Source organism: Flavobacterium tructae (assembly GCF_001853485.1).
GTDB classification, from domain to species: Bacteria; Bacteroidota; Bacteroidia; order Flavobacteriales; family Flavobacteriaceae; genus Flavobacterium; species Flavobacterium tructae.
In genome coordinates, this window is record NZ_MIKE01000028.1 from 80633 (window position 1) to 101638 (window position 21006).

A 21006-nucleotide genomic window follows, 5' to 3' on the forward strand; every position below is an offset into this window, starting at 1 on the left:
TTCAACAATTAAACAGATTACTATAATATAGTAGGTAGAAAAAATGAAAAGTGGTGTATTTGATATATTAAAAGCAAGGTTTCTGATCAACGATGATGCAGTAAAAAACTGGCGTTTCATTGTTTTTATTATTCTGCTTGCCATTTTGATGATCGCCAATACACAGCGTTACGAACAGAAGGTTTTTGAAATCGCAAAACTGAACAATGAAGTAAAAGAATTGCGATCTGAATTTGTAGACCGCCGTTCAGAGTTAATGAAGTTAAAAATGGAATCGACGATATCGGATAAAATGCTGGAGAAGAAAATTTTTCCATCCACAGTTCCTCCGATTAAAATAGAAGTAAAAAAAGAAGAAGAAAAAAGTTTCTTTAAAAGAATATGGCAGTAGAAGATAAACATATATCCTACAGAATTTACCTCGTAGCAGTTTTCATCTTTGTGATGGCAATTGCTATTGTTGTTAAGTTAACCAATATTCAATGGGTAGAAGGAGATTATTACAGAAAATTGGCGAAACAACGTACTGTTAGAAATTTTGTAATTCCGGCAAACAAAGGAAATATCTATTCGGCTGACGGAAGTTTATTGGCTACATCGATTCCTAATTATGAAATTCGTTTTGATGCTAAAGCGCCAAAAACGGAGACTTTTGAAAAATACGTAAAGGCATTATCCGATTCATTAGCTACTGTTTTAGACAGGCCGGCAGGTTATTATCAGCAGGAATTAAGAAAAGCCAGAGCCAATAAAAATCGTTATTATCTGATTGCCCGCAATTTGAGTTATACCGAATATGTAAAAATTAAAGGTTTTCCTTTGTTCAATCTGGGTGCTTTTAAAGGAGGGATAATTGTTGAACAGGAAACTGTTAGAAAACATCCGATAGGTAAAATTGCAGAACGAACCATTGGTTATGACCGAATTGACCCTGCAACCGGAATCGAAGTTGGTAAAGGAATCGAATGGGCTTATAAAAGTTATCTGAACGGGAAAGACGGAAAAATTTTAAAGCAAAAAATTGCAAAAGGACAATGGAAGCCTATTCGGGATTTAAATGAAGTAGATCCTGTAGACGGTTATGATGTGATTTCGACCATTGATGTTTTTATTCAGGATATTGCACATCATGCTTTATTAAAACAATTGGAAGATTACGAAGCTGATCACGGTTGTGTGGTGGTGATGGAGACCGAAACGGGGCATGTAAAAGCGATTTCAAATCTGGGAAGATCAGAAGACGGATCGTACTATGAAACTACAAATTACGCTATAGCCGAGTCTCATGAGCCGGGATCGACATTTAAATTGGTCGATTTAATGGCAATTTTAGAAGATAAAGTAGCCGATACAAGTACGGTTTTTGACAGTCACGGAGGAGAAATGAGGTATTACGGACGTGCTGTTCGTGATTCGCACAGAGGTGGTTACGGGAAAATTTCGCTGGCTCGTGGTTTCGAACTTTCGTCTAATACCGTAATGGTTCAGGCTGTGTATGACAATTACAAAAGCAATCCCTCAAAGTTTGTAAATCATATTAATTCGTACGGATTAAATAAAACATTAGGATTGCATTTTAAAGGAGAAGGAAGGCCGTATATTCCACAACCCGGAGACAAACATTGGTCAGGAGTTTCACTTCCGTGGATGGCTTTTGGTTACGGAGTTTCGGTTACGCCAATGCAAACACTGGCGCTTTATAATGCCGTTGCAAACAATGGAGTGATGGTTAAGCCACAGTTTGTTTCGGAAATTAAAGAATGGAACAAAACGATTAATAAGTTTGAGGTAGAAGTGATCAATCCGAAAATATGTTCGCAGGAAACCATTGACAAAGTAAGAGCAGTATTGCTCAATGTGGTTAAAAAAGGAACAGGTTCCAAGCTGTATTCGAAAGATTTTTCGATGGCAGGAAAAACCGGAACAGCACAGGTGAATTATGGTGGGAAAGAAGGAAAATCAGGTTTGTATTATGCCTCTTCCTTTGTGGGGTATTTTCCGGCTGAACATCCTAAATATTCTTGTATAGTAGTAGTGCATAAACCTAATACATCAAAAAACAATTATTATGGAGCAGATGTTGCCGGGCCGGTTTTTAAAAGAATCGCTCAAAAAATATTTACAGATGCGCCATCAACCAATAGAATAAAAAAACTGGATTCAAGAATTCCAAAACAAGATGACAGTTATAATAAATATACGGCAGAAGCCAATAAAAAAATAAATCAGGTTCCTAATTTAAAAGGTATGCCGGGTATGGATGCAGTAGCATTGTTAGAAAACCTTGATTTAAAAGTGAGAGTTATCGGAGTAGGGAAGGTTAAAAAACAATCTATTCAGCCCGGACAAAATATTAGTAAAAACACAATCATAGTATTAGAATTATCGTGAAAATACTGAAAGACATATTATATAAAGTAGCGATTGAGTCTGTAACAGGTTCAACGGAAATCGATATACATAAAATTGATTTTGACTCGAGAAAAATTGAGGCAAATGATGTTTTCGTGGCTATTCGCGGATCACTTTCAGATGGTCATGATTATATTGAAAAAGCAATCAAATTAGGTGCAATTGCGATTATTTGTGATACGTTGCCTGAAAATATTGAAAAAGGAATAACCTACATAAAAGTAAAAGATACTAATGCGGCTCTGGCTTTTATGGCGGCCAATTACTTCGGAAATCCATCCGAAAAGTTAAAATTGGTTGGAGTTACCGGTACAAACGGAAAGACTACCATTGCATCACTGTTGTTTCAGTTGTTTCAAAAAGCAGGTTTTAAAGTTGGCTTATTGTCAACCGTAAAAATCATGGTCGATGAAACTGAATTTCCTGCAACACATACCACTCCGGATTCGATTACGATCAATCATTATTTGAACGAAATGATTGAAGCGGGTGTTACGCATTGTTTTATGGAAGTGAGTTCACACGGAATTCATCAAAAACGAACAGAGGCACTACATTTTGTTGGAGGAATTTTCACGAATTTGTCACACGACCATTTAGATTATCACCCAACTTTTGCGGAATACAGAGATGTGAAAAAATCGTTTTTTGATTCTTTGCCGAAAACAGCTTTCGTTTTGTCTAACATCGATGATAAAAACGGATCGGTAATGCTGCAAAATACAGTAGCCAGAAAGTTTACCTACGCTTTAAAAACCTATGCCGACTTTAAAGCACAGATTCTGGAGAGTCAGTTGTCGGGTTTGTTATTGAAAGTTAATGACAATGAAGTTTGGGTAAAGCTAATCGGAACGTTTAATGCTTACAATGTTTTGGCAATTTACGGAACGGCTGTAGAGTTAGGAATGGATAGTCTTGAAGCGTTGCGCTTACTGTCTGATTTAGAAAGTGTTTCGGGGCGTTTTCAGTATATCGTTTCAGAAGGAAACATTACAGCAATAGTTGATTATGCACATACTCCGGATGCTTTAGATAATGTTTTAAAAACGATTAATGATATCCGTACCAAAAACGAGCAGCTGTTAACAGTTGTTGGTTGCGGTGGAAACAGAGATAAAACCAAGAGGCCTATAATGGCAAAAATTGCTACAGATTTAAGTGATAAGGCCATTTTAACCTCAGATAATCCAAGAAATGAAGATCCTGAAGTGATTTTAGATGAAATGGAGAAAGGCGTTGAAGCTCACAATTATAAAAAAATATTGAGAATTTCAGATAGAAAACAAGCGATTAAAACAGCTTGTCAGTTGGCCCAGCCCAATGATATTATACTAATTGCAGGGAAAGGACATGAAACGTATCAGGAGATAAACGGGGTACGTCATCATTTTGATGATATGGAAACGGTAAAGGAAATTTTAGAACAATTAGGAAAATAAAAGTTTAACCGGTGAATTGATTATTCGTTTAATCGAATAATTATTAAATCAAGAATAAACGAATAAACAAATCAACGATTAACCAAATAAACAAAGATATATGCTATACTATTTATTTGAATATTTAGACAAAACATTAGATGTACCGGGAACGGGAGTTTTTCAGTACATCACTTTCAGATCGGCTTTGGCATTTATGCTTTCGTTGCTTTTGTCAACGATTTACGGAAAAAGAATTATAAACTTTTTACGCAATCAGCAAGTTGGTGAAACCGTTCGTGAGTTAGGTCTTGCAGGTCAAAATGAAAAAGCTGGAACTCCAACAATGGGAGGACTGATTATCATTTTTGCAACGCTGGTACCGGTTTTGTTATTCGCTCGTTTGCATAATATCTATATCGTATTGCTTATTGTAACGACGCTTTGGATGGGGAGTATTGGTTTTGTGGACGATTATATCAAAATATTCAAAAAGGACAAACAAGGACTTAAAGGAATTTTTAAAGTGATCGGACAGGTTGGTCTTGGAATCATTGTAGGATCTGTTTTGTATTTTAATCCTGCGGTAACTGTTCGAACCGATACGGGAAGAACTGATGTTTTTAAAACAGCTACGAACAATTCAACTATAGTTTTGCCGGCACCGGTAGAAGAAAAATCTACTGCAACGACAATTCCTTTTGTGAAAAATAATGAATTTGATTATGCTGAAATTTTAGCCTGGACAGGTGAAGGATATGAAAAATGGGCCTGGCTGGTTTTTATTCCGGTGGTCATTTTTATTATCACAGCAGTTTCAAACGGAGCTAATTTAACGGATGGTATTGATGGACTCGCGGCTGGAACTTCGGCGGTTTCGGTACTCGCACTTGGGATATTTACATTCGTTTCCGGGAATATTATTTTCTCAAACTATCTCAATATAATGTACATCCCCAATTCGGGAGAAATGACCGTGTTTATATCCGCATTTGTGGGAGCTTTAATTGGATTTCTTTGGTACAATTCATTTCCGGCATCTGTATTTATGGGAGATACAGGAAGTTTGACTATTGGTGGAATTATAGCGGTTTTAGCCATTGCCGTTCGTAAAGAGATATTGATTGTTCTATTCTGCGGAATTTTCCTTGCCGAAAGTGCTTCCGTAATTATTCAGGTCACTTATTTTAAATATACGAAAAAGCGTTTCGGAGAGGGACGAAGAATTTTCCTGATGTCACCGCTGCATCATCATTATCAGAAAAAAGGATATCATGAAAGTAAGATTGTGACCCGTTTCTGGATTGTTGCTGTAATGTTAGCCATATTGTCAATCGTTACTTTAAAATTAAGATAGTTTTGAATTAAAGATTGAGAATTAAAAATTAAAAGTTCTTAGAAATGAAAGAAAATATTATTCAGGATAAATCCTTTCTTTTCGCGGTTAGAATTATCAATTTATATAAATATCTGACGGCCGAAAAGAAAGAGTTTGTTTTGAGTAAGCAGATTCTAAGATGTGGGACTTCTATAGGAGCCAACATCGAAGAGTCAATCGGGGGACGTTCTGATAAGGAGTTTCTGTTTAAACTGGAAATCTCATATAAAGAAGCAAGAGAAACAATTTATTGGTTAAAACTCTTGAAAGCAACGGATTATATTTCTGCAGTTGAATTCGAAAGCATTCATAAGGAAGCAGAGGAAATATGTAAAATATTAGCGAAAATTATATTAACCTTAAAAGGGAAAAATGCAAATAATTAGAGGTCTTGAGTATAGCAGATTTTTAATTTTTAATTCTCAATTTTTAATTTTATAAAGTATGAGGTTAGTGGTTTTAGGCGGAGGAGAAAGCGGCGTAGGTACTGCTATTCTCGGAAAGAAAAAAGGATATGATGTTTTTGTATCAGATTTTGGAAAGATAAAAGAGAGTTACAAAGAAGTTCTTATCATTAATAAAATTCCCTGGGAAGAAGAACAGCATACCGAAGATCTGATCTTAAATGCTGATGTGGTTATGAAGAGTCCGGGGATTCCTGAAAAGTCACCAATTGTAAAGAAGTTGTTAGCAGCGGGAGTAAAAGTGATTTCGGAAATAGAATTTGCAAAACCTTTTACAGAAGCACTGACTATTGGAATCACAGGCAGTAACGGAAAAACGACTACCACTATGCTGACCCATTATTTATTAAAATCAGCAGGTTTGAATGTAGGTTTGGGAGGGAATATAGGAAAGAGTTTTGCCTGGCAGGTAGCCGAGAATAAATACGATGCATACGTTCTTGAATTAAGCAGTTTTCAGTTAGACGGAATAATAGATTACAGACCGGATATTGCGATCATAACCAATATCAGTCCCGATCACCTCGATAGATATGAATATAAATATGAAAATTATATCAATTCGAAATTCCGAATAACGATGAACCAGACCGAAAGTGATTATCTCATTTACGATGCAGATGATGAAGCAAGTGCAGAATGGTTAAAAAACAACAAAACAAAAGCAAAATTAATTCCTTTCTCATTGACGAAATCATTCGATGAAGGAGCTTCTATAAATAACAACAAAATGGAAATAAAGATCAACCAAGAAGAGTTTACAATGGACACAGAACACATTGCGTTAGAAGGAAAACATAACATGAAAAACGCAATGGCAGCAAGCTCTGTTGCGAAATTGATGCAAATTAGAAATGCAACAATTCGCGAAAGTTTATCTAATTTTCAGGGTGTTGAACACCGTTTAGAAAAAGTACTTAAAATTCAGAATGTACAATATATCAATGATTCAAAAGCAACAAATGTTAATGCGACTTTCTTTGCTTTAGACAGTATGAACGTTCCAACAGTCTGGATTGTTGGTGGAGTAGATAAAGGAAACGATTACAACGAACTGATGTCATTAGTTCGCGAAAAAGTAAAAGCTATTATTTGCCTTGGAATTGATAATCATAAAATTATCAACGCCTTCGGGAATGTGGTTGACATCATGGTTGAAGTAAATAATATGAACGATGCTGTAAAAACAGCACAACGTTTAACAGAAAAAGGTGATGCAGTTTTATTGTCTCCGGCCTGCGCAAGTTTCGATTTATTCGAAAGCTACGAAGACAGAGGAAGACAGTTTAAGCAAGCCGTTCACAATTTGTAAAAAAAAATGTTTCAAGTTTCAGGTTTGAATTCTGAAGCTTGAAACCTGAAACGAGAGAAACCTGAAACAAAAGATTATGAAAGAGCTGGTGAACAAATTAAAAGGAGACAGAGTAATATGGTCATTCGTGGCTTTATTGGCATTGTTTTCGTTTATGCCTGTTTTTAGTGCGAGTAGTAATCTGGCCTATATAGGTCATGGAACCGGAAATACATTAGGTTATTTAGTAAAGCATTTGGCTCACGTTTGTATTGGTTTCCTAATTATTTACTGGGTGCATCGAGTGCCGTATCACTATTTCAGGGCGATTTCGAAAATTGCACTGCCTATTGTGTGGTTTTTGCTGCTTTATACCTTGTTGAAAGGAACTGTTATTGCAGGTGCAAATGCGAGCCGTTGGATTCAGGTTCCTTTTATCGGAATTACGTTTCAAACGTCGACCTTGGCGGCCAGTATATTGTTCATATTTGTGGCGCGTTATCTGTCGAAAACGAAAGAAGAAAATGAACCTTTTCAGGTATCGCTGATACAGCTTTGGCTGCCGGTTTTTATAACACTGGCACTTATTTTACCGGCGAACTTCTCAACCACAGCGTTGATTTTTGCAATGGTAATTATGCTGACATTTATTGGCAGGTATCCATTAAAATATATTGGTTTTATTATCGGTTCCGGAATTGCGATGTTTGCGTTCTTCCTTTTGGTAGCAAAGGCATTCCCGGATTCCAGATTCTTTAGCAGGGTTAGTACTTGGGGAAGTCGTATCGAAAACTTTACCACCGATAAACCGGATGAAGATGATTATCAGATTGAGAAAGCAAAGATTGCAATCGCATCAGGGAGATTAGGAGGAGTAGGTCCGGGGAAAAGTGTTCAGAAAAACTTTTTGCCACAGTCTTCTTCCGATTTTATCTATGCGATTATTGTAGAAGAATACGGTTTAGTAGGTGGAGTGGCAATATTGATTTTGTACTTATTGTTATTGTTCCGATTTGTGATTGCCTCACACAAGGCCAATACATTATTTGGAAAGCTCGTCGTCGTCGGACTCGGGTTTCCGATGATCTTTCAGGCAATGATCAATATGGCTGTTGCAGTGGAGCTGCTTCCGGTAACAGGGCAAACACTTCCGTTGATCAGTAGTGGAGGTAGTTCGATTTGGATGACCTGTTTCTCTCTCGGAATTATCATTAGTGTGACGAAAAAAGAAGAAGAAATTGCTGAAGAACAGGAAGAAAAAGAAAGAAGAAGAGAGGCCCTTCAAAGATTAATTGATAAAGAATTAGCAGAAGAAGATCTGCCTGCTGATGAAAAGATATACGAAGAAGAGGGGATGTATTCCATTGAAGACAATTCCAGAAATCCAATGAATGCAGTTTTAAATAAGTAAGTATAGAACTGAGAGAATAGAAGAAAGAGAATAGAGAAATAGGTTGATAAGTATTGAGAGAATTCATAACTCACAACTCATAACTAAAAAAAAATGACAAAATATAAATTCATATTAAGTGGTGGTGGTACAGGAGGGCATATCTATCCTGCAATTGCTATTGCGAATGAATTAAAATTACAATTCCCTGACGCTGAATTTCTTTTTGTAGGTGCCAAAGATAAAATGGAAATGCAGAAAGTGCCGCAGGCAGGTTATGAAATCAAAGGATTGTGGATTGCAGGTTTGCAAAGAAAACTTACGTTGCAAAATTTAATGTTTCCGTTAAAATTGGCAAAAAGTTTGCTGGAGTCACGACGAATCATAAAACAATTTAAGCCAAATGTTGTAATTGGTACCGGAGGTTTTGCCAGCGGACCTTTATTAAAGGCAGCAGGTTCGGCCGGAATTCCAACAGTCATTCAGGAACAGAATTCGTTTCCGGGAATTACGAATAAATTGCTAAGTAAAAAAGCCAATGCAATTTGTGTAGCTTATGATCATCTGGAGCGTTTTTTTCCAGAAGAGAAAATTGTTTTAACCGGAAATCCGGTTCGTCAGGATTTGATTGATATTGACAGTAAGCATGAAGAGGCGATTGCTTTTTATGGACTAGATCCGAATAAAAAAACATTGTTGGTTTTAGGAGGGAGTTTAGGAGCGAGAAGAATCAATCAGTTAATCGAAAAAGAATTGCAAAATTTTCTTTCGCAGGACGTTCAGATAATTTGGCAATGCGGGAAGTTGTATTTTGAAGAATATAAAAAATACAATCAGCAAAATGTTAAGGTGGTTGATTTTATTGAAAGAATGGATTTTGTATACGCTGCTGCTGATGTAATCATTTCACGTGCCGGAGCCTCGTCGGTTTCCGAATTGTGTATTGTAGGGAAACCGGTTATATTTATTCCGTCGCCGAATGTTGCTGAAGATCATCAGACAAAAAATGCGCAAGCAATTGTAGATGCAAAAGGAGCTATTTTATTGAAGGAATCAGAATTAGATAATGAATTTAGTATTGTTTTTGAAGCCTTGCTTAAAGATGAAGGAAAGCAAAAACAATTAAGTGCAAATATCAAAAAACTGGCAAAACCAAAAGCAACACAAGATATCGTAGCCGAGATTGTGAAGCTGATTTAGCTGTAGGCTGTAAGCAATAGGCTATAAGCCTGTTGTGTGAAACAAAGCGGCTTAAGTGTTTAAAATAATAAGAGTATAAAAAATAAAGATAAAAGCAGGAGGCTTAAAGCCTAAAGCCTATTGCTTAAAGCGAGAAAAGAAATGAATTTAAATCAAATACAAAACGTTTATTTTATTGGTATTGGAGGCATCGGAATGAGTGCCCTGGCCCGCTATTTTAAAAATATAGGGAAACAGGTTTCCGGTTACGATAAGACACCATCTATGCTGACAAGCGAGTTGATTGAAAGCGGTATTGATATTCATTTTGAAGATAATATTGGTTTAATTCCAAAGGATTATTATACCGAGAACACACTGGTGATTATTACACCGGCTGTACCCAAAACACATTCTGAATGGAATTATTTTACAGAAAGAGATTATGTGGTTAAAAAACGTGCTGAAGTTTTAGGGATTATCACTAAAGATACGTTTTGTTTTGCTGTGGCAGGAACACATGGAAAAACCACAACCTCAAGTATTTTGGGACACATACTGTATGAAAGCGGAGCAGATGTGACTGCTTTTGTGGGGGGGATTGTAGAGAATTACAATTCGAATTTAATTGGAGAAGGAAAAACAGTTACCGTAGTGGAAGCAGATGAATTTGACCGTTCGTTTTTGCACTTGCATCCTAATATTGCCTGTATTACTTCAATGGATGCAGATCATTTGGATATTTACGGAACCAGTGATGCAATTGAGGCTTCGTTTGTGGAATTCGCTTCAAAAGTAGAAGATAAAAATAAGCTGTTTATAACCAAAGAATTACCTCTTGAAGGAGTTCAGTGCGCTATAAACGAAGAGGCGGTATATAAGGCTTTTAATGTTCGTATTGATAATGGAAGTTATGTTTTTGATGTGCAGACGCCATCAGAAGTGATGACAGACCTGCGTTTCGGATTGCCTGGAAAACACAATTTAATGAATGGACTGATGGCTATTGCGATGGCTAAAACGTTCGGCACCCCGACCGACTCCATTGCAAAGGCCATTGCTTCATTCAACGGAATCAGAAGACGTTTTTCTTATCAGATTAAATCTGAAAATTTAGTTTATATAGATGATTATGCACATCATCCGACAGAAATAAATGCAGTACATCAGGCGGTTACTGAATTGTATCCCGGACGTAAAGTACTGGCTATTTTTCAGCCGCATTTGTTCAGCAGAACCAGAGATTTTGCTGATGGATTTGCCGAAAGTCTGTCTCAGTTTGATGAAGTGTTTTTAATGGATATTTATCCGGCACGTGAATTACCGATGGAAGGGATTACATCGGAATGGCTGTTGGGAAAAATGACAAATTCGAACAAAAAAATTGTTGCAAAAGATGATTTATTAGCGGAGATCAAAGCCAGTGATGCGCCAATAATTGTGACAATAGGAGCTGGTGATCTTGGTGAGATGGTTCCTTCAATTAAAAAAATGCTGAATGAAAATATTTAATTGGACAAATATTCGTTTGATACTTATTTTAGGGCTGGTTATTTTTTTATATTCCTTCGCTCAACATCGAAATGGAGATCGAAAATTAAAAAAATCCATGGTTGTTTTTGTAGGAGAAAATACGCTTTTTGTGAAGCCTGAAACGGTTAATAAATTGTTGATAGAAAATAAAAGAGACGCTTCCAGTATTAGAAAAGATGAATTAGATTTGAATAAGATAGAGAAAACCCTCAACGCGCAAGACATGATTGAAGAGTCAGATGTTTTTGTAAGTATCGATGGCGTTCTAAAAGCAGTAGTAAAACAGAAGACACCAATAGCAAGAGTTTATGATGGTGATCGATCTTTTTATATTGATTATGAGGGTAATAAAATGCCCTTGTCGGATAATTATACTGCGAGAGTTCCTCTTGTTTCGGGGGCAATTAATAAAAAAAATAACGAAGATTTAGCTGCTTTATTTCGCACAATTTATGACGATGCGTTTTTGAAAAAAAACATCATTGCAATACAAATTATGCCTAATGGTAGCTTAAAAATGTTTAATAGAAATTATAATTACTTCATCGATTTTGGCAGAACGATGAATGTTGATAAGAAATTTAATAACTATAAAGCCTTTTTTCAAAAAGCGGTTTTAGATAGTTCGTTATACAAATACAATAAAATTGACCTTAGGTTTACGGAACAAGTAGTTTGCACAAAATAATAGAAAATGGAAAAAGATAACATTGCAGTAGGTCTAGATATTGGAACAACCAAAATAGTTGCCATGATAGGCAAGAAAAATGAGTATGGTAAACTGGAAATTTTGGGGATTGGTAAATCCAAAAGTTTGGGAGTGGCGAGAGGAGTTGTAAACAACATTACGCAAACTATTCAATCAATTCAGCAAGCAATACTTGAAGCAGAAAATAATTCAGGTTATAAAATTAAAGATGTGGTGGTAGGGATTGCCGGACAGCACATCAGAAGTATACAGCATACCGATTACATCAGCCGTAATAATCCGGAAGAAGTAATTGGCGAAAAAGATATTCAGCTTTTGATCGATCAGGTAAATAAACTGGCGATGTTACCGGGAGAAGAAATTATTCACGTCTTGCCACAAGAATTTAAAATCGACGGACAGTCTGAGATTAAAGAGCCAATCGGAATGTATGGCGGAAGATTAGAATCCAGTTTTCACGTTGTAGTGGGGCAGGCTTCTTCAATCAGAAATGTGGGAAGATGTATTCAGAGTTCAGGAATCGAATTGTCCGGATTAACCTTAGAGCCTTTAGCTTCTGCTGATGCAGTTTTAAGTCAGGAAGAAAAAGAAGCCGGAGTGGCGTTGATTGATATTGGTGGTGGAACGACCGACTTAGCCATTTTTAAAGATGGTATTATCCGCCACACAGCAGTGATTCCTTTTGGAGGAAATGTAATTACAGATGATATTAAAGAAGGCTGTTCGATTATCGAAAAACAAGCAGAGCTTTTAAAAATAAAATTCGGATCGGCCTGGCCGGGAGAAAACAAAGACAATGAAATTGTTTCTATTCCGGGATTAAGAGGAAGAGAGCCAAAAGAAATTTCGCTTAAAAACTTATCTAAAATTATTCATGCCCGTGTGGTGGAGATTGTAGAGCAGGTTTTTGCAGAAATCAAGGCTTATGGACACGAGGATCCGCGTAAAAAATTAATTGCCGGTATCGTGCTTACGGGTGGAGGTGCTCAACTAAAACACATCAAGCAATTAGTAGAGTACATTACAGGGATGGATACGAGAATTGGATATCCAAACGAGCACCTGGCAGGAAATTCCAGTGAAGAAATTTCCAGTCCGTTATTTGCAACCGCAGTTGGTTTAGTAATGAACAGTATCGAAAATAGTACGCAAAGTGCTGTTAGAATGGAGATTGTAAATGATCAGCCAAAAGTGGTTTACAGAAATGTACCGCCGCCGATACAACAGCCGGTGCAACAGCGATACGAAGTTGAAGAAAACTACGTTGAAAGAGTAGAAACTATCGAAGAAACCAGAGAAGTTAGAAACAGCGTCTCTAAAGAAGAATCTACAGAAACAAAAATCAGAAGATCATTTTTTGACCGATATGTCGATAAAATCAAAGATTTTTTAGACAACGCAGAATAAGATAATAAAAGAAAAGGATTACTTTATTGGCCCCAAGTCAAGAAGTAAAAAATGTATTAAATAAGAATTTCAAAAACCAAAAAGATGATGAGCAACTCAGAATTTGGAAGTATTTCATTTGATTTACCAAAAAACCAATCAAATGTTATCAAAGTAATAGGTGTAGGTGGAGGTGGTAGTAATGCTATCAATCATATGTTTAAACAAGGTATTAAAGGCGTAGATTTTATCGTCTGTAATACCGATTCACAGGCACTGCAGAACAGTTCGGTTCCTAATAAGATTCAGTTAGGGATGAACTTAACAGAAGGTCTTGGTGCAGGAGCAAATCCTGATGTAGGACAGCAATCTGCTATAGAAAGTATCGCTGATATCGAAAAAATGTTAGACCGTGGTACTAAGATGGTATTTATTACCGCTGGTATGGGGGGTGGAACAGGTACAGGTGCAGCTCCGGTAATTGCACAGTTAGCTAAAGAAAGAGAGATCCTGACCGTTGGTATTGTGACGATTCCTTTTCAGTTCGAAGGGAAAGTACGTCAGGAGCAGGCACTTTTAGGAATTGAGAAATTGCGTAAGCAGGTCGATTCATTAATCGTGATCAACAATAATAAATTAAGAGAAGTATACGGAAATCTTGGTTTTAAAGCAGGATTCTCTAAAGCGGATGAAGTTTTGGCAACAGCCTCAAGAGGTATTGCTGAAGTAATTACGCATCACTATACTCAAAATATCGATTTACGTGACGCTAAAACTGTTCTTTCGAATAGTGGAACAGCGATCATGGGGTCTTCCGTTGCAGAAGGCGAGAACAGAGCTAAGGAAGCTATTATTGCAGCATTGGACTCTCCGTTGCTAAACGATAATAAAATTACAGGAGCCAAAAACGTATTGTTGCTTATCGTTTCTGGATCTAATGAAATTACTTTGGATGAAATCGGGGAAATCAACGATCATATTCAGGCTGAAGCAGGTTACAATGCCAATATTATCATGGGAGTTGGTGAAGACGAGACTCTTGGTGAGGCTATTGCCGTAACTATTATTGCGACAGGTTTTGACGTTGAACAGCAAAATGATATCGTTAATACAGAGCCTAAAAAAATCATTCATACCTTGGAAGATGAGCAAAGAAGTGTTCATAATCTAACCAATAAATCAGTTACTTCTTTTGATTTAACAATTGATACACCAACCAGTAAATCAGAAGAAAAAATTGTTTTTGATTTAATGGACGATGAAGACACGGTTGCTCCCGTAACTCCCGCTCCGGTTGTACCAGTTGCAGCTACACCATTTGAAGTTGCTCCGGTGGCAGCTACTCCAACAATGAATCAGGAAGAATTGGTAGTGATGTCTGAGTTTATCAAAAATCTGGATGTTACGTTTGAAATTGTTTCGCCGATAACCGATATCGATTTTACGATTACAACTCCGCAAGCCGAAGCTTTTCAGGATATAAAACCAGTTCAGCAAGTGCAGCAAAGAACATTCGAAAGAGAAGAACAAACGACATTCTCCTTTGATTTGCCAATTTTCAGATCTGAGCCAGAAGTTAGGAAAGAGCCGGTTGTTGAAGAAACGAAAGTTTTGTTCGAGTTAACAAACGAAACTCGTAATATTAAAGTAAATGATCCGGTTTCATTTGTACCGGTAACCGAGCTTTCTGACAAAGGAGTTATTAAGTATTCTTTAGAGGAGTACATGGAAGTTGAAAACGATTTAATGACGTCAAAACCGGTTGAAAAAGTGGTAGAAGAAGTAATTCCTGCGGAATTAAATATCACCATGAAACCAAGACCTGATTTCGCTGTTGAGCCGGATTACTCCACAACGGCAAATGTGTCTCCGATGGAATTGACAATTGAAGAGACTTTACGTTTAAGAGCCGAAGAAAGAAGAAAAAAATTAAAAGAATTTAATTATAAATTCCATAATAATGTGTCCAGAATTGACGAATTGGAGAAAGAGCCTGCTTACAAAAGATTAGGTATTGATTTGTCTAATTCACAAGCAAACAACACAAACTCAAGAATTTCGGTTGGAACAGACAGTAACAACGATTTGCAATTGCGTTCAAACAATTCGTTTTTGCACGACAACGTAGACTAGTTTTAAAATCATAATAATTGGATAACCCGAAAATTGGATTTAATTTTCGGGTTATTTTTTTTATCTTCGCACAGAATTTGAAATTTGACTTCATAAACAGGTTTTTAAAGTGAATCTTATGGGTCAGTTTATGCGAAGGAGAAAATATAATTTTAAATGTAATTGATCAATCTATAGGCCTTGGCTTATTTAAATAAAATTAGAAAATGAGTTTACAAACACTAATCATGGACGAGATTAAAACCGCCATGAAAGCAAAAGATACAGTAAGTTTAGAAGCATTAAGAGCTATTAAGTCTGAAATGTTATTGGCTGCAACGGCTTCAGGTTCTAAAGAAGAATTAACAGAAGACGATGAAATTAAATTGCTTCAGAGATTGGTGAAAACCCGTAAAGAAAGCGCCAGAATTTTTACAGAGCAAAATCGTCCTGATTTAGCAGAGCCTGAATTAGCTCAGGTAGCTGTAATTGAGAAGTTTTTACCGGCTCAGTTAAATGAAGAAGAAGTAGAAGCAGTAGTAGCAAAAATCATTGCTGAAACTGGAGCTTCGGGAATTGCTTCAATGGGTAAAGTAATGGGATTGGCTTCTGCGCAATTGGGCGGAACAGCTGAAGGGAAAACCATTTCTACTATTGTAAAAAAATTACTTTCGTAATAAAATTCCAATATAGAAATTCCAAATTCCAATTTTAAAAGTGGAATTTGGAATTTCAAAAAATTGAGAATTTAATATATTTTGACCTCGTAGTTCAACTGGATAGAATATCAGATTTCGGCTCTGAGGGTTGGGGGTTCGAACCCCTCCGGGGTCACTAAACACAAAAACCTATTTCGTAACGAAATAGGTTTTTTTTATGTCTTTTTTAAACTGTTTTATACGTTTTGAGTTGTACATTCCATGAAGGTCATATGACAGGAGTAAAATCGCTCAATTCTAATTGTATTGGAGTTTCGTATCTTTTATTGTTTATGTCAGCTGTAAAAGATTTTTTAGGTTTTAAAGTTATCAAACCCTTTGCAATACTAATTGTATCAATCAAGGTATAAATATCTTCATAGAATTGAAGTTTATAGTTCATTGAACCGTAGAAATTATTCTTCTTGTCTTTGTATTCAATTACAGCCATTGTTCCAATTTCTTCGACTTCAATTTGATAATAAATATCAATTTTAAAAGACTTGGTTTCTTTTGTTTTAAAATGAATTTTTATTTTGGTATCCAACTCATCAATAAGCTTCTCAGTTTGATTTACTAATGCCAAATTTAAGTCATTACTTATTTTTCGTAGCGCTTGGAATGTTATTGATTTAATTAGGATGTTTTTTTCACTATCAGAAAGTGATTGTAATTTTTCAACGTCAATTCCAAAATCCAAATATTTAATTCTTTTGTCAACGTTTCTATTCGAAATTATAATTTCATTTTCTTTTAATACGGTTGTTAAATTGATGTATATATGATCAAATTCTCCATAAGTGAATTTTAGTTCGTTTAATTTTCTGGCAATTCGTTGTCCTATAAAATTTGTATCTTTTGTTGGTACGAAAAGCTTACCTAGTTGTCGAGGAATGCTTTGCCCTTCAATATTTTGCTTTTCACTTTCATAAAAGCGTATGTCTTTTAATATTCTGTCACCCATTTTTTCATCTTTATTGTTGGATAAATGTATTAATAATTTTGCTTCAGAAAAGGGCTTTAAAAGAATAAAAAAATGTCTAATACATCCATAACTTTGTATTAATATTAGTTTGCATTTGTAAATGATATTTAACGTTTATACTATAGCTTAAAAGCATGACAAAGGAAGAGTCTATTAAAGAATATTATTTTAGAATCAATAAGAGTATAGATTACATTAAGGAAAATCTTCATGAAGAGCTTTCTTTAGAAAAATTGGCAGCTCTTTCCAGCTTTTCAAAGTTTCATTTTCATAGAATTTTTAAGTCTGTTACAGGAAAAACAATCAATGAATTTATTAAAAATGCAAAGATAGAGAGGGCTCTGTTTTTCCTGATGAATAATCCGTCCAAGACAATTAGTGAAATAGCCAATGATTGCGGTTTTTTGAATGTTTCCTCTTTTTCAAGGAGTTTTCGTGAAGTAAGACAGATGACACCAAGCGAATGGCGGGTACAGTATAAAAATAGCAATATTCGCATAATAGATAGCAATATTGGAAAAATGCAGTCTGAAATCGAAAACTACCTTGCACTCAAATTAAATAATTTAAAAAATATTGAAATGAGTGAAATTAAGAAACTTGATTTTGAAGTTAAAAATCTTGAGGCATTTAATGTTATTTACATCAGAAATCTCAATATCCACAGTCATGATAGTGAAACATTTGAAGAGATGTTTAAAAAGCTTTTTAGCTGGGCTACTCCAAGAAATTTAGTAAATTTTCCTGAAACCAAAGCATTAACCGTTTACAGAAGTAATGCAAATTTATCAGGAATGCTTCAGGCTGATGTTTGTTTGTCTGTTCCTGAGAAAATAGTAGGAGAGGGGATAGTGGGTAATACCATAATTAGTGGAGGGTTGTATGCCATTTTCCATAAAGAAGGACCAATGTCAGAGTGTTTTAAAACCTGGAATTACATATACGAAGTTTGGTTTGAAGAGAATGGTTATCAGCCCGATAATAGAAATTTCTTTTTGAGTCATTTAAATGATCCTAAATTGCATCCTGAAAATCTTCATATTATCGATATCTATATACCAATAAAATTACTATAGGATTAATAACTTCTAAATTCGAATTTATGAAACTGTCTTTTATTGTCACATTTTCTGTTACAGCTAATGGTCTTCAATTTAATTTTAGAATAAATTATTTCTAAAAAACCATATGACGGTATTTGAAATAAGGCCTGAGAATATCAATTCTCAGGCCCTTTTTTAATAATTCATTCGAAAACGATTTGATATCTTAGGTACGAAATTTTGTCTCCGCTATTTTGCAGATCCTTTTTTTGCGTTTTTGATCAAAATAAAAACAGAGAATAAAAACACGATAATATAAAGTACTGCTAAAGCCGGTTTTTCGAAAGTTAGTTTTTCAAAGTCAAATTGTTTGTACAATACTACTCCTAAGATGATTGCAATAATCGAAAAGACAAATGATGATGCTTTTTGGTTTTCCATTTTTTTAATGTTTTATAAGTATGTTAATTAGTGTTCCTATTAAAGTAAGAGCTATTTTGCGTTTTTCAAATTATTTTCTGGAAAATAAATTCTCGACTACCCAGGCCGGGCCAATCATTAGAAATTGTAAATCTTTCAAAAAAGAAGGCTTTTTTCCTTCAATATTATGTCCATAGAATTGACCAATCCAGGCAATTATAAATACGCCAATAGAAAAGATCCATAACGGTAAAACTTGTCCGATATAGTAATTTACAATCAAACAAATTGCCGAAAAAACAGCAATTTTCAAAGCCATCGTTACCGACAGACGAAGGTAAAAAAGAAGTACAAAAATTAAAACAACAGCAGCCCAGTTTTCCAGAACAGGAGCGTTCAGTTTTAAGGTATTGGAGATGAAATCACTTGGAATACTCATTAACAGTCCAACTATCGAAAAGTAGATCGCTGGTACACAAATATAATGTATCGCCTTATTCTTTGGGTTCTGATGACTTACAGCATATTCATCAAACCATTGTTCTAATGTTCTCATTGTTTTGGGTTTAGTATCGTAAATCTACTAAAAAAACATTTAGTTTTATCATTTTCTGCTATTCTTAAAAATGTATAACCTTAGTTTTTAAGAAGGCACAGATATGAAATTTGAATTAAAAACTTTGTAGATCTGCTTTTAGTCTAGCAATAAAGCAGTACTTCGTTTTCGAGAAAAAATAATCAAAAAAGGATAAATTTTAGATTAAATACTCAAAAAATGAGGGTATTTGTCTTATTATGATAGTTTTATGGCTTTATTAGGTGTGCCGTCTTTTTTTTCATTTCTAATTTTGTCAATAATTAAATAACTTATTAAACAAATAGTTATGTATCAAATAGAAAATAAAGAAGAGGAGATTGTAAAGATTTATGTAATCAATCATGAAAAAGAAAACGATGATCAAACAACGGTAGACGGTTTGCAAGTATATAATGATACTTGGATTCAAAATGATCTATCAGAAAATCGAGTTGAAATTGTAAAACTAGTTTTTAGTATACTTCTTCTCCTTGCTTTTTTCTTTTCATTTATAGCATTGTTGATTATTAAATTCTGTAATTAATTGCATTCACAAGCTTCTACTTTCTGATTGTAGTCAAAAACATTGTCCCATAATGAGTCAACGGTTACCAATGCGTCATCTAAAGGGATAACACTCCATTTACCATTGGATTCAACAGCTAACGCCATAGTTTTTAATTTCAACAAAGCATCCTGTACATCAAAGTCCAGATTTGTATTTAGAGCTGTCGTAAACCAGGACTCAATTTGATTGTCGAGTTCTTCGGCTGAGATGGCATATTCATTTTTGTATAAAAAGGTATAAGCCAATATCGTTTCTTTCAGTACTTCTTCTTCAGAGGAATTTAGCAGTGAATAGAAAGCACCGCTATTGTTTCCGAGATTTTTAAAGTATAGGCTGTCTGAAAGTATTTTAGAGTATTTGATTCTTTTATTGACAAAGTTACTGTACTGACGAAATAAATAAAGGGATAAAATACCCAGTGCAATTAAACCCTGATTTAAAGAGGCTTTGCTGTTTAATAAATCGATAGTTTCTCCCGATTGATACGCACCATACATGCCAATCAAAGCAGGAATTACAGTTGTACTTAAAAGTGAAATTCCGCCTCCAATTCCCGGAACCCAAAAGAACAACTTGTCTTTGGTAGACATTCTCGGAATAGCATTTGGGAATATAGTTTCGAGATCATTTTTAGGAACACGTTTAAAGATCTTTAAAGCAACCGAACCCGGTTCGATAGGCATTTTTCCCAGTTTTACTTTTTTTTCTTTAATATAATCGGCTTCGCTGTAATGAAGGTAAATCAGGACACGATCGTAATATTCAATTTCAATTTCTTTCTTCCAGAAAAAATATTTTCGAATCTTTTCTTTTGTCTTATGTTGTCCCCGAACGTATAATTCGTAGTCTTTAAAGGCGTTGAAATCAATTGAAAGCTTCAAACCGATTAAGTCTGAATCCTCAAAAGCTTTGTCCAGTGTTTCCTGCTCTATTCTACGATAATTCCCCTGTTCTAATACCGTAAGTAATGTTTCTTTGAAAACGTTGAAATCACTTTTACCTATAAAATTTTCGCGTTCGTTCAGACTTAAATCAGGATCAAACAAAGCGTAGTTTTGCTTCAGATTTCGATTAAGATTAAAAGCTTCGTAATGGAAATAGTGTTCAATAATATCAAACAGTTTTCTGAAATCATCCGTTTTCTTCGAATCTTCGGCAAAGGCAGTTAATTGTTGTTCCAATAGAAATTCCTTGTTGAAGGGAATATAGTGTTCTCGTGTCATAGAGATATTTAGGGGCTATATTTTTTTTAAGGCTCAAAGATACAAAGTGATTTTGTTTTGATCATAACAGGTTTTTAAAATTTGTTCGGTGATCATCAGAAAAGAAATCTTTGCAGATGTTTTTGGCAGGAAGTAATGTGTGTTTTCTCGTCAATTGAAAACTGTGATTAAAAAAAAACGAGACTTTTAATCGTTGGCATCGATTAAAAAGCTCGCTTAA

Annotated in this window: 19 protein-coding genes and 1 tRNA gene; 16 read left to right on the plus strand and 4 right to left on the minus strand. The window is 35.2% G+C overall.

Features of this window, described 5'->3' with window-relative positions:
- Positions 1–43 precede the first annotated feature (43 nt).
- The 14 genes from BHE19_RS20865 to BHE19_RS20930 all read left to right on the plus strand — a co-directional run bounded on the left by BHE19_RS20865 (position 44) and on the right by BHE19_RS20930 (position 16106).
- Complete coding sequence (locus BHE19_RS20865) at positions 44–391, plus strand: FtsL-like putative cell division protein (protein WP_017497023.1); 348 nt, start codon at positions 44–46, stop codon at positions 389–391.
- Positions 382–2391, plus strand: coding sequence for a penicillin-binding protein (locus BHE19_RS20870; RefSeq protein ID WP_017497022.1), 2010 nt, complete (start codon positions 382–384; stop codon positions 2389–2391). The genes BHE19_RS20865 and BHE19_RS20870 overlap by 10 nt, the downstream gene beginning before the upstream one ends.
- Positions 2388–3851, plus strand: a complete 1464-nt coding sequence (locus BHE19_RS20875) for a UDP-N-acetylmuramoyl-L-alanyl-D-glutamate--2,6-diaminopimelate ligase (RefSeq protein WP_017497021.1) — start codon at positions 2388–2390, stop codon at positions 3849–3851. Before BHE19_RS20870 ends, BHE19_RS20875 begins: the two co-directional genes overlap by 4 nt.
- Before the next feature lie 100 nt (positions 3852–3951).
- A complete protein-coding gene (gene mraY, locus BHE19_RS20880) occupies positions 3952–5187 on the plus strand; it encodes a phospho-N-acetylmuramoyl-pentapeptide-transferase (protein WP_017497020.1) in 1236 nt (411 codons plus the stop codon).
- 44 nt (positions 5188–5231) lie between these two features.
- Positions 5232–5594, plus strand: coding sequence for a four helix bundle protein (locus tag BHE19_RS20885; protein WP_017497019.1), 363 nt, complete (start codon positions 5232–5234; stop codon positions 5592–5594).
- A 58-nt stretch (positions 5595–5652) separates the two neighbouring features.
- Complete coding sequence (murD, locus tag BHE19_RS20890; protein WP_070908712.1) at positions 5653–6984, plus strand: UDP-N-acetylmuramoyl-L-alanine--D-glutamate ligase; 1332 nt, start codon at positions 5653–5655, stop codon at positions 6982–6984.
- 76 nt (positions 6985–7060) lie between these two features.
- Complete coding sequence (locus BHE19_RS20895; protein WP_017497017.1) at positions 7061–8374, plus strand: FtsW/RodA/SpoVE family cell cycle protein; 1314 nt, start codon at positions 7061–7063, stop codon at positions 8372–8374.
- Between the two features lie 93 nt (positions 8375–8467).
- The gene (gene murG, locus BHE19_RS20900) at positions 8468–9553 is read left to right on the plus strand and encodes an undecaprenyldiphospho-muramoylpentapeptide beta-N-acetylglucosaminyltransferase (protein ID WP_017497016.1); all 1086 of its coding nucleotides are present in this window, start codon (positions 8468–8470) and stop codon (positions 9551–9553) included.
- 141 nt (positions 9554–9694) lie between these two features.
- Complete coding sequence (murC, locus tag BHE19_RS20905; protein WP_070908713.1) at positions 9695–11044, plus strand: UDP-N-acetylmuramate--L-alanine ligase; 1350 nt, start codon at positions 9695–9697, stop codon at positions 11042–11044.
- Positions 11031–11753 carry a cell division protein FtsQ/DivIB gene (locus BHE19_RS20910; RefSeq protein ID WP_070908714.1) on the plus strand — a complete coding sequence of 241 codons (723 nt, stop codon included), beginning with the start codon at positions 11031–11033 and terminating at the stop codon, positions 11751–11753. The genes murC and BHE19_RS20910 overlap by 14 nt, the downstream gene beginning before the upstream one ends.
- Positions 11754–11759: 6 nt before the next feature.
- The gene (ftsA, locus tag BHE19_RS20915; protein WP_017497013.1) at positions 11760–13181 is read left to right on the plus strand and encodes a cell division protein FtsA; all 1422 of its coding nucleotides are present in this window, start codon (positions 11760–11762) and stop codon (positions 13179–13181) included.
- Positions 13182–13265: 84 nt separating this feature from the next.
- Positions 13266–15293 (plus strand): cell division protein FtsZ, encoded by a 2028-nt coding sequence (ftsZ, locus tag BHE19_RS20920; protein WP_026110047.1) that lies wholly within the window; start codon positions 13266–13268, stop codon positions 15291–15293.
- Positions 15294–15499: 206 nt separating this feature from the next.
- The gene (locus BHE19_RS20925; protein WP_070908715.1) at positions 15500–15949 is read left to right on the plus strand and encodes a GatB/YqeY domain-containing protein; all 450 of its coding nucleotides are present in this window, start codon (positions 15500–15502) and stop codon (positions 15947–15949) included.
- Positions 15950–16032: 83 nt separating this feature from the next.
- Positions 16033–16106, plus strand: a tRNA-Arg gene (locus BHE19_RS20930).
- 93 nt (positions 16107–16199) lie between these two features.
- On the opposite strand, the gene BHE19_RS20935 is transcribed toward BHE19_RS20930, so the two are convergent.
- Positions 16200–16934, minus strand: coding sequence for a hypothetical protein (locus BHE19_RS20935; protein WP_070908716.1), 735 nt, complete (start codon positions 16932–16934; stop codon positions 16200–16202).
- 155 nt (positions 16935–17089) lie between these two features.
- Here BHE19_RS20935 and BHE19_RS20940 point away from each other — a divergent pair, with 155 nt between their 5' ends.
- Positions 17090–18031 carry an AraC family transcriptional regulator gene (locus BHE19_RS20940; RefSeq protein ID WP_017497009.1) on the plus strand — a complete coding sequence of 314 codons (942 nt, stop codon included), beginning with the start codon at positions 17090–17092 and terminating at the stop codon, positions 18029–18031.
- Positions 18032–18247: 216 nt separating this feature from the next.
- On the opposite strand, the gene BHE19_RS20945 is transcribed toward BHE19_RS20940, so the two are convergent.
- On the minus strand, positions 18248–18439 hold the full coding sequence (locus BHE19_RS20945) for a hypothetical protein (RefSeq protein WP_070908717.1): 192 nt from the start codon (positions 18437–18439) through the stop codon (positions 18248–18250).
- 70 nt (positions 18440–18509) lie between these two features.
- Positions 18510–18974: an Mpo1 family 2-hydroxy fatty acid dioxygenase gene (locus BHE19_RS20950; RefSeq protein WP_070908718.1), complete on the minus strand. Its 465-nt coding sequence runs from the start codon at positions 18972–18974 to the stop codon at positions 18510–18512.
- A gap of 328 nt (positions 18975–19302) precedes the next feature.
- Between BHE19_RS20950 and BHE19_RS20955 the strand changes: the two genes are divergently transcribed.
- Entirely contained in the window at positions 19303–19539 is a 237-nt protein-coding gene (locus BHE19_RS20955) for a hypothetical protein (RefSeq protein WP_070908719.1), read from the plus strand.
- Here BHE19_RS20955 and BHE19_RS20960 read toward each other — a convergent pair.
- The gene (locus BHE19_RS20960; protein ID WP_070908720.1) at positions 19536–20786 is read right to left on the minus strand and encodes a TMEM143 family protein; all 1251 of its coding nucleotides are present in this window, start codon (positions 20784–20786) and stop codon (positions 19536–19538) included. The genes BHE19_RS20955 and BHE19_RS20960 overlap by 4 nt on opposite strands.
- Between the last annotated feature and the right edge of the window lie 220 nt (positions 20787–21006).